The 14,783-nt window shown below is 63.2% G+C and carries 15 protein-coding genes and 2 pseudogenes; 9 read left to right on the top strand and 8 right to left on the bottom strand.

The window, feature by feature from the left end:
* Positions 1-6: 6 nt before the first annotated feature.
* Positions 7-321, bottom strand: coding sequence for a transposase (locus FB466_RS13875; protein WP_281285147.1), 315 nt, complete (start codon positions 319-321; stop codon positions 7-9).
* 40 nt (positions 322-361) lie between these two features.
* Between FB466_RS13875 and kdpB the strand changes: the two are divergent.
* The 6 genes and pseudogenes from kdpB to FB466_RS07610 form a co-directional block, all read left to right on the top strand.
* Positions 362-1,664, top strand: a pseudogene (gene kdpB, locus FB466_RS07585) (potassium-transporting ATPase subunit KdpB); the annotation flags it as partial.
* 30 nt (positions 1,665-1,694) lie between these two features.
* Positions 1,695-2,297: a potassium-transporting ATPase subunit KdpC gene (kdpC, locus tag FB466_RS07590; RefSeq protein WP_141917329.1), complete on the top strand. Its 603-nt coding sequence runs from the start codon at positions 1,695-1,697 to the stop codon at positions 2,295-2,297.
* 3 nt (positions 2,298-2,300) lie between these two features.
* A pseudogene (locus tag FB466_RS07595) lies at positions 2,301-4,797 on the top strand (ATP-binding protein).
* A complete protein-coding gene (locus tag FB466_RS07600; protein ID WP_141917330.1) occupies positions 4,794-5,498 on the top strand; it encodes a response regulator in 705 nt (234 codons plus the stop codon). The pseudogene FB466_RS07595 and the gene FB466_RS07600 overlap by 4 nt, the downstream one beginning before the upstream one ends.
* Positions 5,499-5,553: 55 nt before the next feature.
* Positions 5,554-6,156, top strand: coding sequence for a dihydrofolate reductase family protein (locus tag FB466_RS07605; RefSeq protein WP_141917332.1), 603 nt, complete (start codon positions 5,554-5,556; stop codon positions 6,154-6,156).
* Positions 6,157-6,231: 75 nt separating this feature from the next.
* Positions 6,232-6,426 (top strand): hypothetical protein, encoded by a 195-nt coding sequence (locus FB466_RS07610; protein WP_141917333.1) that lies wholly within the window; start codon positions 6,232-6,234, stop codon positions 6,424-6,426.
* Between the two features lie 160 nt (positions 6,427-6,586).
* Here the strand turns inward: FB466_RS07610 and FB466_RS07615 are convergent, their stop codons facing one another.
* The 7 genes from FB466_RS07615 to FB466_RS07645 form a co-directional block, all read right to left on the bottom strand.
* Entirely contained in the window at positions 6,587-7,099 is a 513-nt protein-coding gene (locus FB466_RS07615) for a hypothetical protein (protein WP_141917335.1), read from the bottom strand.
* Positions 7,096-8,331 (bottom strand): signal peptidase I, encoded by a 1,236-nt coding sequence (locus FB466_RS07620; RefSeq protein WP_246054579.1) that lies wholly within the window; start codon positions 8,329-8,331, stop codon positions 7,096-7,098. Before FB466_RS07620 ends, FB466_RS07615 begins: the two co-directional genes overlap by 4 nt.
* A gap of 31 nt (positions 8,332-8,362) precedes the next feature.
* Complete coding sequence (locus FB466_RS07625; RefSeq protein ID WP_141917338.1) at positions 8,363-8,992, bottom strand: SipW-dependent-type signal peptide-containing protein; 630 nt, start codon at positions 8,990-8,992, stop codon at positions 8,363-8,365.
* A gap of 3 nt (positions 8,993-8,995) precedes the next feature.
* On the bottom strand, positions 8,996-9,616 hold the full coding sequence (locus tag FB466_RS07630) for a SipW-dependent-type signal peptide-containing protein (RefSeq protein WP_141917340.1): 621 nt from the start codon (positions 9,614-9,616) through the stop codon (positions 8,996-8,998).
* Between the two features lie 120 nt (positions 9,617-9,736).
* Positions 9,737-10,096: a hypothetical protein gene (locus tag FB466_RS07635; protein ID WP_141917342.1), complete on the bottom strand. Its 360-nt coding sequence runs from the start codon at positions 10,094-10,096 to the stop codon at positions 9,737-9,739.
* Positions 10,097-10,205: 109 nt separating this feature from the next.
* Entirely contained in the window at positions 10,206-10,562 is a 357-nt protein-coding gene (locus tag FB466_RS07640; protein ID WP_141917344.1) for a DUF7882 family protein, read from the bottom strand.
* 185 nt (positions 10,563-10,747) lie between these two features.
* Entirely contained in the window at positions 10,748-10,912 is a 165-nt protein-coding gene (locus tag FB466_RS07645; RefSeq protein ID WP_141917345.1) for a DUF2207 domain-containing protein, read from the bottom strand.
* A 133-nt stretch (positions 10,913-11,045) separates the two neighbouring features.
* On the opposite strand from FB466_RS07645, the gene FB466_RS13880 reads away from it, so the two are divergent.
* The 3 genes from FB466_RS13880 to FB466_RS07655 all read left to right on the top strand — a co-directional run bounded on the left by FB466_RS13880 (position 11,046) and on the right by FB466_RS07655 (position 14,639).
* A complete protein-coding gene (locus FB466_RS13880; protein WP_281285164.1) occupies positions 11,046-11,180 on the top strand; it encodes a hypothetical protein in 135 nt (44 codons plus the stop codon).
* Positions 11,181-11,706: 526 nt separating this feature from the next.
* Positions 11,707-13,290, top strand: a complete 1,584-nt coding sequence (locus FB466_RS07650) for a tyrosine-protein kinase domain-containing protein (RefSeq protein ID WP_141917347.1) — start codon at positions 11,707-11,709, stop codon at positions 13,288-13,290.
* Positions 13,290-14,639 (top strand): PqqD family peptide modification chaperone, encoded by a 1,350-nt coding sequence (locus tag FB466_RS07655; RefSeq protein WP_141917348.1) that lies wholly within the window; start codon positions 13,290-13,292, stop codon positions 14,637-14,639. The genes FB466_RS07650 and FB466_RS07655 overlap by 1 nt, the downstream gene beginning before the upstream one ends.
* Positions 14,640-14,783: the final 144 nt, after the last annotated feature.

Raw genomic sequence — 14,783 nt, forward strand, 5'->3', positions numbered from 1 at the left:
ATTGGATCATTTCGTTCGTGGCGGGTCGAGTTCCTTGGCGAAAAATATGCTCGCAGCTCGCAAGACTTCGTTTGCTTTCTTGAGTTCAGCGACTTCGCGGCGCAGTCGCCGGTTCTCCTCGTTCATATCAGTGGTCACGCCGGGTTTTTGGCCAGTATCGATCAGCGTTTGACGATGCCAGATACGCAGCGTGTCTGGTGAGACACCGAGGAGCTTGCCGACCTGGTTGCTGGCTGCGTTGAGGCTCGTATGCTCGGGGAGCGCTTCGGTGAGCATACGCAGCGCGCGTTCACGGAATTCTGGTTCATATTTGTTTGCCATGGTGTTCCTATCCTTGTTGAAAGTACGGAACTAAACCCAGGCCAAACCAACGGTCAGTCTGCCGGTGTTGGTCGCCCTGCTCGTATGTCTCATCCCCACAACCATCGGTGCTCTGCTCTCCGCAATCGGCATCGCGGGTATGGACCGATTGGTTCAACGCAATGTGCTCGCCCTCTCTGGACGGGCAGTTGAGGCGGCGGGAGACGTGACAACCCTGCTGCTCGATAAGACCGGCACAATCACGTACGGTAACCGGCGCGCCACGGAGTTCCTCCCCCTGGACGGTGTGGACCACGCCGAACTCGTCCACGCGGCGGCGCTCTCCTCGCTGAGTGACCCCACACCCGAGGGTGCCTCAATCGTGGACCTGGCCACGACGCTCGGCTTCACCGTCCCCGAAACCGTCGAGGCTGTGATCGTGCCCTTCACCGCACAGAGTCGCATGAGCGGCCTCGATCTGGCCGATGGCCGGGTGATTCGGAAGGGAGCCGGTAGCGCCGTACTGGCCTGGATGCACGAGTCGGAGGCCCTGCCCACGGCCGTCTCCGACAATCTGAACTTGGAGGTGGAGCGAGTATCCCAATCGGGCGGAACCCCACTCGTTGTGGCCACGCTCAGCCCCGGCGGTCGGGGCCGAGTGCTGGGCGTGGTCCACCTGAAGGACGTTGTGAAGGAGGGAATTGCGGAGCGGTTTCGGGAGCTACGGGCCATGGGCATCCGAACCGTGATGGTCACGGGAGACAACCCGCTCACCGCCGCCGCGATTGCCGCCGAGGCGGGTGTGGACGACGTCCTCGCCGAGGCCACCCCCGAGGACAAGCTGGAACTGATTAAGCGCGAGCAGGCCGGTGGCCGCCTCGTGGCGATGACGGGGGACGGTACCAACGATGCTCCCGCACTCGCCCAGGCCGATGTGGGTGTGGCGATGAACACGGGAACGTCGGCCGCGAAGGAGGCGGGGAACATTGCTCGACATCGTGCGCATCGGCAAGCAACTGCTGATTACCCGAGGGGCGCTCACCACGTTCTCCATCGCCAACGATGTTGCCAAGTATTTTGCGATTATCCCGGCCATGTTTGTCACGGTTTTTCCCGGGCTGGCGGTCCTCAACATTATGCAGCTGCACTCACCGGCATCGGCGATCCTCTCGGCGGTGATCTTTAACGCAATCATCATCATCGTGCTGATTCCGCTCGCTCTGCGGGGTGTGGCCTATCGCCCGGCGAGCGCCCAGAGCATCCTCAGCCGCAACCTTCTTGTCTACGGCCTGGGCGGCGTGATCGCCCCGTTCATCGGCATCAAACTTGTTGACCTCCTGGTCGCTCTCCTCCCCGGCTTCTGACCGGCACCAACCCTGACGAAAGAACACCTCATGAGTGCACAGCGCATTAACCTTCGCCACTATGGCGTGGCCCTACGGTTCCTTCTCATCGCAACGGTGGTGCTCGGCATCGGCTACCCACTCGTCGTCACCGCGATTGCCCAGGTGGCCCTCCCGGCGCAGGCCAACGGATCGCTTGTGTCGGCGGGCGGGGAGACGGTCGGCTCGGCGCTGATTGGACAGTCATTCACGGATGCGAATGGCAACGCACTCCCCGAGTGGTTCCAGTCACGACCCTCCGCCGCGAACTATGATGCAACAGCCTCTGGCGGCAGCAACCGTGGACCGGAGAACCTCGACCTTATCTCCGCGATCCGCGCGCGCCAGGCGCTCATCGTGGCGGGGGATAACGTAACGACGAGCGAGATTCCGGCGGACGCGGTGACCGCATCCGCCTCAGGGCTCGACCCGCACATTAGTGCCGAGTATGCCCGCCTACAGGTACCCCGAGTGGCCGCGGCGCGCGGGCTCCCGGAAGCCCAGGTCAGCGAGTTGGTGGAGTCTATACTTCAGTCACGGGACCTCGGTTTCCTGGGCGAGCCGACGGTCAACGTTCTTGACCTCAACATCGCCCTCGCAGAGACGGGCACGTAGCGGATGGGGCGCGGACGACTTCGGGTTCTCCTCGGTGCGGCACCGGGAGTGGGCAAGACCTACACGATGCTGGAGGAGGGCCGCCGTCTGCGCGCCGAGGGGCACGATGTGGTCGTTGCACTCGTCGAAACGCACGGGCGCGCCGCGACGGCCAGCATGGTGGAGGGTCTTGAGGTTCTGCCGCGCGCGATCACGGAGCACCGCGGGGTAGAGCTGAGCGAAATGGATGTCGCCGCCGTGATCGCGCGCGCCCGAGATTGCTCTCGTGGACGAGCTCGCCCACAATAACGCCCCCGGCTCACGCAATGAGAAGCGCTGGGAGGATGTCCTGGAGCTGCTGGGGGCCGGTATCAACGTGATGTCAACGATCAACATCCAACACATCGAATCGCTCAACGATGTGGTGGAGAAAATCACGGGGGTGCCACAGCGCGAGACGGTGCCGGATGACTTCCTGCGGGCCGCCGACCAGGTTGAGGTGATCGACCTCGCGCCACAAGCGCTGCGGGATCGCTTGGCCGAGGGCCATGTGTACCCGGCGGCGCGCATTGACGCGGCACTGTCAAACTTCTTCCGTCTGGGCAACCTCACCGCACTGCGCGAGCTGGCTCTCCTGTGGCTGGCTGACGAGGTGGATAGCGCACTCAAGGCATACCGAGCCGAGCACGGCATTGACAACAAGTGGGAGGCTCGCGAGCGCGTGGTCGTGGCGCTCACGGGCGGACCGGAGGGCGAGACACTGCTGCGCCGCGGCGCGCGGATAGCGGCCCGCTCGGCCGGCGGTGAACTCCTCGCCGTGCACGTGGCCGGTCAGGACGGGCTGCACGAACCGCATCCGGGAGCCCTCACCGCCCAGCGGTCGCTCGTGGAGAAGCTGGGCGGTAGCTACCATCAGGTACTCGGTGACGACATCCCGCGGGCCCTGGTGGACTTTGCCCGTGCGGCCAACGCCACGCAACTGGTGATCGGCGTGAGCCGCCGCAGTGGACCACTCACGGCGCTCACCGGGCCGGGGATCGGCGCGACCGTCACCCGGGCCTCCGGCGATATTGACGTGCACATCGTCAATCACGCGGCCGCGGGGGGACACTTCGCCCTGCCACGCATCGGTGGGGCGCTCTCGCCCCGGCGGCGGCTCGCGGGTTTCGCACTCACCGTTGTGGGCGGGCCGCTGCTCACCTGGCTGCTGTCAACTCTGCGCTCCCCCGAGTCGATTACGAGCAATGTCCTCAGTTATCAGCTGCTTGTGGTGGTCGTGGCCCTCGTGGGCGGCATCTGGCCGGCACTCTGTGCGGCGCTGCTCTCGGGGCTCGCGCTCGACTTCTTCATCATCGAGCCCGTCTACACGATCACGGTCGCCCAACCGCTGCATCTGTTTGCGCTCATTCTCTATATCGTGAACGCTTTACTCGTGAGCTACGTCGTGGACCAGGCGGCACGCCGCACGCGGAAGGCCCAGCGGGCGGCGGCCGAGTCGGAGATGCTGGCAACCGTGGCCGGAAGCGTATTGCGCGGGCAGGACGCCATCGAGGCGCTCCTCACACGCACGCGCGAAGCATTTTCGCTTGACGGTGTCCGGCTGAGCACCGAGGGGCACACGGTGTGTCAGGATGGCGCGGTTACAGACCCCACCATCCGCAGCATTATCCCGGTAGGTACCCGCGCCACACTCGAACTTTTTGGCCCCGACCTGGAAGCATCCGAACGCCGCCTTCTCGCAGTCATCACGGCACAGATTGACGCGAGTCTGGAACACAGCAACCTGGCACAGACCGCACGCGCGATGGGGACACTCACCGAGGCCGACCGGATGCGCAGTGCCCTGCTGGCCGCGGTCGGACACGATTTGCGCCGTCCGCTGACCGCCGCCACCGCCGCGGTGAGCGGCCTGCGCTCGACCGATATCGAGTGGTCGGATGCCGACCGCGAAGAATTGCTCGCGACCGCCAGCGAGAGCCTCGAATCGCTCTCGGGGCTCGTCACGAATCTCCTCGATGTGAGCCGTGTACAGGCCGGGGTGCTCGCTGTCTCGCTCAGCCCCCTCGACGTGGAGGATGTGGTGCTGCCCGCCCTTGACGAGTTGGGCCTCGGCCCCGGTGAGGTCGAACTCGACCTCCCCCCGGGGCTCACCCCCCTGCTCGCGGATGCTGGCCTGCTGCAACGGGTGATCGTCAACTTGCTCTCCAATGCCATCCGGTTCGCCCCCGCCGACACGCCCGTGCGCGTGTCGGCGAGCCACTTTGCGGGCACGGTCGAGATCCGCGTGACCGACCACGGCCCGGGTATCCCGGAAGACCGGCGAGACGACGTATTTGTCCCCTTCCAACGCCTCGGCGACACCGATAACCTCACGGGCTTGGGCCTCGGCCTGGCCCTCTCAAAGGGCTTTGTCGAGGGCATGGGCGGCACACTCACCGCCGATGACACGCCCGGGGGCGGGCTCACCATGGTGGTCTCGCTGACCGCCGCCAGCACACCGTCTTCGCAGGAGCCCGCATGAAAATCCTGATTGCTGACGATGACCCCCAGATTCTGCGAGCGTTACGCGTCACACTGGGTGCCCGCGGCTACGAGATCGTGACCGCAGCCGACGGGGCCGAGGCGCTCAACCGAGCGATCGAGCAGCACCCGGATCTCGTCATGCTCGACCTCGGGATGCCCACCCTCGACGGCCTCGACGTGATCGCGGGCCTGCGCGGCTGGAGCCGTGTACCCATCCTCGTGGTGTCGGGACGCACGGGGGCTGCCGACAAAGTGGATGCGCTCGATGCCGGAGCCGATGACTACGTGACCAAACCGTTCTCAATTGACGAGCTCCTGGCGCGCATCCGGGCGCTCACTCGCCGCAGCCCAGCCGTCGAGGGGGAACCGCTCGTGTCCCTCGGCGATGTGCGCGTTGACCTCGCAGCCACCCAGGTGGTGCGGCTCACGGAGGCCGGGGGCCGGGAACCCATTCGGCTCACCCCCACCGAGTGGCGCATCGTGGAGGTGTTGCTGCGCAACCCCGGCAAGCTCGTGACGAGTGAGGCCCTCCTCACCGAGGTGTGGGGGCCCACACACACCGGCGATAGCGGGTATATCCGGCTCTACCTGGCCCAACTGCGCAAGAAGCTGGAACCCGAGCCCTCCCGGCCCCGATACCTCATGACGGAGGCCGGAATGGGCTACCGGTTTGTGCCCGATCCCACGCCGCCCACGTAACCACCGGCTGCGCTCAGACCTTTCCCGTGTCGGCGGTCGCTGTTAGTGTCACCTCATGAGCACCCAGTTCTATACCGCAACCAGTATTGACGGTTTTATCGCGGACGAGCACAATTCTCTGGAGTGGCTGACCAGCCTCGGCGATGCCAACGATTCCGATAACGATCACGGCTATTCGGCTTTCTATGCCAACGTTGGTGCGCTTGCAATGGGGTCAACCACCTACGAGTGGCTGCTCAAGAACCTGGTCTACGCCAACCCCTTGGCCCCGGCACCCTGGCCTTATGAGAAACCCACCTGGGTGTTGAGCCATCGCGAGTTGCCCGTACTCCCCGGGGCCAACATCCGCTTCGCCCAGGGCGATATCGCCACCGTCCACACCGAGATGATGACGGCGGCGGGCGGCCAGAACGTGTGGGTGGTGGGTGGTGGCGACCTGGCCGGGCAATTCTACGACCGGCAACTACTTGACGAGGTGATCCTGTCCGTTGCCCCCGTCACACTCGGCTCCGGTGCGCCTCTTTTCCCCCGCCGAGCAGTCGCCCCTGCACTCACCCTGCGCGGCCAGCCCGGCTTCGACGGCACGTTTGTGCAGTTGCACTACGATGTCACCTACCCGGGGGCTAAGAGTTCATCGGCGCAATCCGCTCGGATATAACGCCACTCCTGTCAAGCCCTTTCCTCCGCCCCGCTCCGGGCATAGGTTGGTGGAGAGAACACCGAGGAGGAGACCGTGTCAGAGAGCTTTGAAAACACCGACCAGGATCTCGATTTTGATCTGGATCTGGAAACCGCCCTGGAACCGGATCGCCGAGAAGAGCTGCAGGATAACCTGGGACAGGACATCGACGACGAGTGGCCCGAGCCCAATGATGGGGGCGAATCCCCCGAGGAACGCGGCATGAATTACCTCCCCGATTTCCCCTAAAACCCACAATTTTCCCGGACCGTTTCGGGCGAGGCGCGTGTGAAGCATCATGCGTACGCGACGCCCGGGACGTATTGGGGTGGCGTGCCACCACCGCTGGCACGCCACCCTCTTGTTTTCTCTGGGCGGGTACCCGTACGGCAGCGGGTGGGCGATCGGATTAGCGATCAGACATGACGCAGGCTTCGGTTCCGGGTGTTACGGTCGCCGTCAGCCAGGGGGATGTCCAGGTTGATCCGCCGGAAATCACGAGCGTTGTCCGAACGGCCACGACATACTTCCCACCCAGAGTTTCGCTGAAAAGGTCACTGTCAAAGGTGCTCCGATACCCCGACGAGCGCGACCCCGTTGTCGTCACCGAGCCGGTCAGGTTACTGGGAACAGCAACCACCTTTCCACTGCTCACGTACCCGTATTCACGGCCGGCAGCTGCGGGTGTGCCGGTGGCATACTTCCAGACCATCTGGATGTCGGACGGGCGGCCCGAGTCGTAGGCACACTGCTCCTGACTCACCGGTGCCGCCAGGGTGAGGGTACCAACCGTTCCCCGACCCGTCTCTACATCCAGCCAGGCCGCCTCGGTGCGCACAGATTCCCGAACTCCCAGCGTGACGGCCAGCAGAGCTATAGCGAGCACGGCGACGAAGCCAGACCGGGTCCCGCGCCGCGTCATGAGACACCGCCGCGGCGGTGCCCGAAAGCTCCGCGCCAGGCCACACAACCGGCAAGCACGGCCAGTATCGAGCATATGGCGGCCACCACCGCCATCGGTGGACCGCCTGTGAGGGCCAGGGAACCCATCAATTCGCCCTGCGGCCCGCTCCCCGCGGGAGCACCGCCGATTCCCGCGCCCGTTCCACCCGAGATGGAGTCTCCCGCACCCCAGGCGTGCACGGTGAGGGTCACCTCGTCTCCGCTGACGGCGGTCGGGTCGGTGCGCACATCAAAAAGCAGCCAACGCTGCTCGTCTGAGTCAAACGAGACGAGTGTGCGAATGCCGCCACCCGCCACCGCATCGGCCAGCGGCCCCCAACCCATCACCTCGCGGGCCGCACCGGCGCAGAGACCGTTGACCCAGCGGGTGTCACACGCCCGCACCCGGATACTGAGCCGGTCCACCAGGGGACCCTCCGCCATCAGCTCAGCGTTCAGGATGCCGGGCTCAGTCGAGGTGGAGTCCACCCCCACCTGCCAGGATGCATCGCTCCCGCTCGCGAGCTGCGCCAGTTGTTGCTGATCACCCACCGCAGTCAGGACGATCCAGCGCCCGCGGAAGACGGTGTCACTCTCCGCGGCGCTGGCGGGTGCTGCGGCCCACACCGAGGCGGCACAGACCGAGGCGGCACAGAGCAGCCCCATCACAACGCAGGCAACGACTCTCGTGGCCACGGGAGTTCCGGGCGTGGACCCCTGCGGTGAGGGGCGGCCGCCCCGCGGCCACAGGCCCCAGGTCATCAGGGCGGCCACGATAACCGTGATGCCCCCCATCACTGCCGGGTTACCGAGAGCGCTCACATATGCCGCCCCGCCTGGCACCGAGAAGATCACCTCGCGCACGCGGGTCACCGGATAGGGCTCGGGATCATCCATACTATTGGCGTCGCCCCGAAGGGTTAGTCCGTACGTGTCACCGCCCGCGGCGGGCGGGGTGATCGACATCACCCGGTGGGTGATGGGCAACTTACCCACCCGATCCACCGTGACGATATCGCCCACCCGCACCCGCGAGGCGGGAGTTTCGACCACAACAGCCACCGAACCAGCGGGGATAGTGGGGCCCATAGAACCGGTTTGGAAGAGCACCAGTGTCACCTGAAAAAACGTCGCCGCGATAACCGCAACGATGCACACCAGCCCACCGATCGCGGCGATGGTGAGGCCGATGTCGCCCAGTATCCTTGGCACGTTCCGTGTCATCCTGTACCGTACCGATTCGCTAGCTGGTGGATGTTGCGGTAAAGGTCCACTGGATGTTCGCCGTCTGCCCCTGGCGATCACTCGTAGCGGTCGGGGCCAGTTGCACCTCAATACACAGGCGTTTCTCCGCGGTTCCACCCGAGGCCAATGCAATCGCCGTTGTTGTGGGGAGGGCCGCTGCCACATTGGTGTAGGTATTCGCCGGGGTCACCCACGTGGGTGACCCCGTAAAAGAAGCGGCCGCACACGTGGTTGACGCTGTCGCCAACTGCACGATCCGGTACTGCAGATAGGTGGAGAGGGCAACCCCGCTCGTGTCTGTCGCCTTGACCAGTGTGAGCGACATACTCCCACTGATCGTCGTCGCCGCCGTGGTGTTCACGTTGAGCCAGGCATACGCCGAGACCCCCGGCGACATCGCCGTTGCCGCGAAGGTCAGTGAGGCACCAGGGGCCGTGGGGTGGCTGCCCACGGTTGTTCCCGCACTGGTCGAGACCGTGTCAAAGACACTCGTCCCAAACGTTCCGGTAGCCACCTCCCCATCGGTCCAGGCGGCCAGAGTGGCGGTGGCACCGGTACCCAGCACCAGCCCACCAGCAAGGAGAGCACGCGTCCGGGTTAAGCGTCGCGTCCGAACAGGTTCCGTCATCGATTACACCGAACCTGCCGCAAACTTCCACGTGACGCTGCCGGTTTGCCCCTGGGCAATATTTCCGGCGGTCACGGCGAAGCACAGGTGGGCCGGGGTGCCGGCGACCCCACTGCCCGCGGTGAGGCTGAGGGTAACACCGGCAGGAACCGTGCCGAGCGCCGTACCTGCTGGAACCAGCACCGTACCGCCCGTGACGGCCGTTGCGTCACAGGTCGGCGAGGCGGTTTTTACCACCGTGTAGGTGAGGTTTGCGTTTGTTCCCGTTGCGGTCTCGTGCGAAAGGGTCACGGTGGCGTCACGTGTGGTGGCTGCATCCAGCCGGACCGAGAACGGCGCGTAGACGATATCAGCCGGGGCCAGGTTAGTCGGGTTCACGGTGAAGCCCAGCGTAGCGGCCGACCCAGCAGCCGCGTGCTCTGCGTAGGCCGTGCCGTTTGTGCTGCCCTCTAGGTTGAACGCTCCAGCCGTAAACGTACCCGTGGCAAATTCGGAGTCATTCCAGGCAGCCAGTGTAACAGCCGCACCGACTCCCACTACGAGGCCACCGGCAAGAATCGCACGGGCCCGTCGGAATGATTGGCGACGACGCCCTTCACCAGAAACCGTAACTGCGTTGTCCATATTTTTTCCCCCATCAAACTCTGAACTATTTCAACGGGATCATGGTAGACACATAGGCAACAATAAGTGAAGAGATATTTTTTTCTCAGCCGTGTGCTCACGAGCAACGCCTAAATTTCTTTAGCTGATGACGTTAGGAACCTGGGCCCACTCCGTTATGACCACGGTCAGGGCGCACCCAACGGCAATCAGCCAGAGCAGTCCCATGCCAGCAGCGAGCAGCAGCAGGCGACGACGACGTGGAATCACAGTAAACCGCACAACCACCATGCCGATAAAGGTGAGAAGCACGCCCGCGATCCCCCCGACTGGGACAAAAAACGTGAGCTGGGACATCCAGGCCAAAGAACCTGTGGCAAAAATAACCCCGAGCGCACCGGCGATGAGCCAGCCTTCCCCGGAGGCCGTTGTCACGGAGGGCTGCTGCCACTCCCGATGAGAATCCCGCGCACGGCGTGTGTAGTGATATGCGTGTGCCATGATCGCCCTTCCGATCTTTTAGCCAACGCTATGCTCACCCCCTCCTTACCGATAGGGGCTTGACACTGCCACAGGGAGAAAAACCCCGATTTATTGCGGTTAACGCATGCTACTGATGCTCAGCAAGCAGGGCATCCGTGCGGGCTTCTTTATCCCTGATATAGGCCTCAATATCCGACTCTGGCAGCAGATGCAGTCCACGCGGAGTGTTGGACGAGTCGGCCAGCACCTCTATCCACAGGCGGTTCAATTCGGGTGCCCGGCTACCAAGAAACCGAAACTGTAGTGGGATGTTGGGGGCCAGCCACAACGCAATCCGACCGGATCCCGCTTCCGGGTCGTTGTTCCAGCTCAGAAAGAAACACTCCTGACGGCGCAGCTTCGAGGCAATGACCACTTTGAGGTGGGCCAGGGCACGATCATCGATCTCATACTCGGTGCTCGATCCGTATGTGAGGTATCCCATATCCCCATCATCACTGCTCCCCCCAGCAGGGCGCAAGCGTTTCCCGTCACAACGGATCACGCCACCACGAGGCACCACGTGAAACACCCCGCACCCATCGGCATCGATCTACCCACCAAAAAAGAACCTGACGTCATGCTGAGCTTCACTAGCCGCGCACAGCGACGAGCCGTAGAGTCGATACATTAGACGTTGTGTCGGCCGCTCATGCTGCGCATCAGGAAGGCGATAACAGCGATGATGGCGAGCACAAGGCCCACCCACAACAGAAAACTCAACGACTGAACAAAACCACCCGTCACAAAGAGGACGGCGGCGATAACGATGAGCACGATCAAAAAAATGTTCACGATAAATCCTTTCGTTGATCTAGCCCACGCTACGGACACATAAAAATACATGACAGGGGGTTGACAGTCAGACTGGCACATGCAGTTGCAGCGCCCGCACCATCGTCTTTTACGCACCTCAGGAAGGACCACGATGAGTACCTCATCTTCTGAACGCCCCAAGCCCTCCGACCTCGCCGGACTCAAAAAGCCCGAGGTCTCGCCGCAGGAGCATCCGCATCCCGAGACGGACACAGACACGCCCTCCGACACCCCCTCTGACTCGTAGCATCCCCACAAGCGCGCGGTCGGCCCACCAGAGGGGCCGACCGCGCAGCCGCCCCTCACCGCGATTCGGTCAGTGCGGAGTAACGACGTCTCCGCCACACTGGCCGGAGGAGAGGCGACACACGGCCCCTCGCGACGTCGTGAAAATATCACCCTCGTTCGGAACTCAGGGTGATATTCAGAGTTAAAGACAGCTAACCCCCACCCTCTGCGTCCACGCGCTATTGATGCTCACCTAACACGACACAAGGGATGCGCGCGTAGAAAAACGTCGCCGATAAAACCGCCTGCTACCGGGCCAGCCCCCTCCACTCGCGGGTAAACCGAACCCTCAAACGCGACGACTTTCCTCATCGCTTTTCGGGCGATGGAGGCGAGCTCACCGATTCTTCACATGTTCAGTACGGGTAGCCTGTCTATCGAGCCTCGACATCCTTGGGGTTTGCCTTACTAACCCAAGGCGGGGAGCATCACACCGTGGATCCTCGGCTTATCGGATCCCCGAGAGACTTGAGAGCGGGACACGCATGACCCTCAGCGATACCTCGCCGAGCCAGCAGGAGGCCAGCCACGCTGACTCCTTTGACCTCCGCGGCTACATCCGTATCCTCCAGAATTACTGGCTGGGCGGAGTCTGCGTGATTGTCACGTGCGTCCTCCTCACAGCGGCCTGGACGGCTCTTCAAACTCCCGTTTACCAGACCCGCGCCACTACTCTCGTCCAAGCCCTCGGAGCGGACAACCTCAATCTCGCATTCGCCGGGGAAACACTCACTAAGTCGCGCGCCGAGTCCTATGCCCAGATGGCGATGTCCGAGTCAATCGCCGAAAGCGTTATTAGCGATCTCAATCTGGATGCCACCCCCGGTGAGGTTCTCGCTCAGATCAAATCCACCCTGCTGGTAGACACCGCCGTGATCGAAGTCACTGCCTCCGGCGGAACACCCGAGGAAGCGCAAAGCCTCGCCAATGCCTGGGTCACGGCCCTCATCGCCCAGGTAAAGACTCTCGAAAGTCCCGACGGTCAAGACAGCCAAGTGGTTGAGCTCACCTCCCTCTCTGTCGCTCCGCTGCCAGCTGCACCCACCTCCCCCAACATCAAGACCAACCTTGCCATCGGCTTCGCGGTCGGGCTATTGGCTGCCGTTCTTTATGCGTTCATCCGCAATGTCTTTGATCGCCGCATCCGCTCCGTAGACAGCGTTGAGCGAGATTTTGGTGTCTCGGTTGTGGGAGTGCTCCCCATCGACCCCAAGATTGGCTCGCGTAATCGTATCCTCGCCGAAGCCTCGGGAACGGCTGCATTCCGCAAGGAACGCTTTGCCGTCAGCGAGGCGCTCCGTAGCATGCGCACCAATCTGTCGTATGTCCACGTCGATGAGCCCCCGCGCATCCTCGTGGTCACAAGCGCTATGCCGGGTGAGGGCAAATCAACCGTATCGGCCAACCTGGCGAGCGCCATGGCCTCGACCGGCCAGGCCGTTGTCCTGATCGACTGCGATCTTCGTCGCCCCACGCAGGAGAAGGTATTTGGGCTCGCCGCTGGCGCAGGCCTTACGGATGTCCTCAGCGGACGCGCCGAATTCGCCGATGTGGTGCATTCCCTGGGCAAGCGAGGGAATCTCAGTGTTGTCACGGCAGGACGCGTCCCACCGAACCCCAGTGAACTCCTCGGTTCTAAACGAATGACTGACCTCATCCAGCGCCTCTCCGAGATTGCCTTTGTTGTGCTGGATGCCCCCCCGCTTCTGCCCGTGACGGATGCAGCCATTCTGTCCAAGGCCGCCGACGGTGCCGTCATCGTTGCCCAGGCCCGCCGTACCACCCACGACCAACTCGGTCGAGCCATCAACTCCATCCGTCGCATCGGCGGCACCGTGACGGGCGTGGTACTCAATCGCGTCCCCTCCGGCGGTACCAGTAGTTCGGAGTACGGCTACTACGGCACGACCTACTACGGCCAAGATGACGATGCCTCCGCATCCCGACGCCCGACAAAGGGAAAACCCACTAAAGGAAAGTCAGCCAAGTCCTCTCGCTCTGGCTCCCGTGCGCGCTCAGGTCGCCAGGACGGCGATGCTCCCAAGTACAGGCGTGGAAACGTAGCCTAATGCCCTCACCCCTCCCCGTGGAGGTATCTGCGGCCCTCGCCCACGCGCTGGTTGCAGAGATTGCGACTATAGCAAACACGCGAATCCTATTTCTTAAGGGACCCGTCTCCAACGCCCACGGGCTCCGCCCCTGGCGCGCCTTTCACGACGTGGATGTCCTGGCCGACCCGGCACGCGTCCACACCGTGGAGAGGGGTATGGAGGCTGCTGGCTGGCAGCGGCGACCGTCCTCACTCGGGCACAGTCGCTTTGTCACCCACTCCCACACCTACTTCCACCCCCAATGGCCCTGTGATGTAGACATTCACACCAGCTTCCCGGGTATTCTCCTGGAGGATTCAGAGGCCTTTGATGTTCTCTGGACGCAGCGAATGGATCTGCGCATCGCTGGCCGCAACATCACAACCACCAATTTTGCCGCCAGTGCGCTAATTACCGCCCTGCACTCCCTTCGAGCCATGTCCGAGGTCCGGCACAGCACCGAGTTTGACTATGTAGTGAAGGCCGTCACCGACCGGATGTTTCCCGAGGAAATCCGCGAGGAGCTACTCCCCCTCGCCATACAGCTCAACGCGGTCGAACCGCTCCGGCCGTTTTTGGCACGTGTGGGAGCCCCCCTTCCCCCTCCCGCACCAATTTCACCCGAACTGGAACGTTGGAAGCTCCATAGCCATCAGAAGAACCAGGCCGGTAACTGGATGCTGCTCATCTCGCAGGCTCCGGCCCGTCAGAAACCGGGACTCCTGTGGCGCGCGGTATTTCCCACCACGCAAGACCTCCTGATCGATCATCCTGAGGCGGGCGAGTCGTGGCCGCGGCTGATCTCAGCCCGAGTCACCCGCCTCGGCCGTGGGATTCGCGCACTTCCCCGCGCCTACACCCACTTCCGCAGCGCCAAGGAGACCGCACTGCACACTCACGCTTCGGCGGGTGACTCCCCGGACGTCCCCACCGCAACAGAACCCACAATTACACCGGGCCGCCCTGATGAGGCTGCCTCATCGTTTCCCCACGAATACGATATGGCCACCGACGACTCCCTGGACGACCGGGCAGACCCCGGGGACAATGCACCCCGCATCTACCGAAGCGAAACCTGCGCCTACGAGACCGCTCAGGATGAGCAATCGGTTGGCCTGCTTCGCTTAGTCTCACCGTTCACTCAACTCCCACTCGCGCTTGAGGGCACCTCATGTGAGCTGTGGAAGATGCTGGAACATCCCTACTCCGTTGACCGGCTTGCTACCCACGCGGCCACACGCTACGGTGCCCCCTTGAATACCGTCCGCACCGATGTCGGCACATTTGTTGACCAGATGGTCGATCAGGGCTTCCTGACGATTCGATAACGGCACGGCAAAGTCTCACTGCAGCAGGTGAAGCCGCCTATCGATTCACGGAATAATGGCCCATATCTCGATAATTGGTCGTATTCTCTACGCCAGGGTAAATGTTAGAACAGCGGTGTTCGGATGCCTCTCTAGAGACATCCG

It is taken from the genome of Klugiella xanthotipulae (genome assembly GCF_006716695.1).
GTDB classification, from domain to species: Bacteria; Actinomycetota; Actinomycetes; order Actinomycetales; family Microbacteriaceae; genus Klugiella; species Klugiella xanthotipulae.

Bases quoted from the DNA above. Each gene is read 5' to 3' on its own strand.
- FB466_RS13875 (WP_281285147.1), bottom strand. From the start codon at position 321: ATGGCAAACAAATATGAACCAGAATTCCGTGAACGCGCGCTGCGTATG.
- kdpC (WP_141917329.1), top strand. From the start codon at position 1,695: ATGAGTGCACAGCGCATTAACCTTCGCCACTATGGCGTGGCCCTACGG.
- FB466_RS07600 (WP_141917330.1), top strand. From the start codon at position 4,794: ATGAAAATCCTGATTGCTGACGATGACCCCCAGATTCTGCGAGCGTTA.
- FB466_RS07605 (WP_141917332.1), top strand. From the start codon at position 5,554: ATGAGCACCCAGTTCTATACCGCAACCAGTATTGACGGTTTTATCGCG.
- FB466_RS07615 (WP_141917335.1), bottom strand. From the start codon at position 7,099: ATGACGCGGCGCGGGACCCGGTCTGGCTTCGTCGCCGTGCTCGCTATA.
- FB466_RS07625 (WP_141917338.1), bottom strand. From the start codon at position 8,992: ATGACGGAACCTGTTCGGACGCGACGCTTAACCCGGACGCGTGCTCTC.
- FB466_RS07630 (WP_141917340.1), bottom strand. From the start codon at position 9,616: ATGGACAACGCAGTTACGGTTTCTGGTGAAGGGCGTCGTCGCCAATCA.
- FB466_RS07635 (WP_141917342.1), bottom strand. From the start codon at position 10,096: ATGGCACACGCATATCACTACACACGCCGTGCGCGGGATTCTCATCGG.
- FB466_RS07640 (WP_141917344.1), bottom strand. From the start codon at position 10,562: ATGGGATACCTCACATACGGATCGAGCACCGAGTATGAGATCGATGAT.
- FB466_RS13880 (WP_281285164.1), top strand. From the start codon at position 11,046: ATGAGTACCTCATCTTCTGAACGCCCCAAGCCCTCCGACCTCGCCGGA.
- FB466_RS07650 (WP_141917347.1), top strand. From the start codon at position 11,707: ATGACCCTCAGCGATACCTCGCCGAGCCAGCAGGAGGCCAGCCACGCT.
- FB466_RS07655 (WP_141917348.1), top strand. From the start codon at position 13,290: ATGCCCTCACCCCTCCCCGTGGAGGTATCTGCGGCCCTCGCCCACGCG.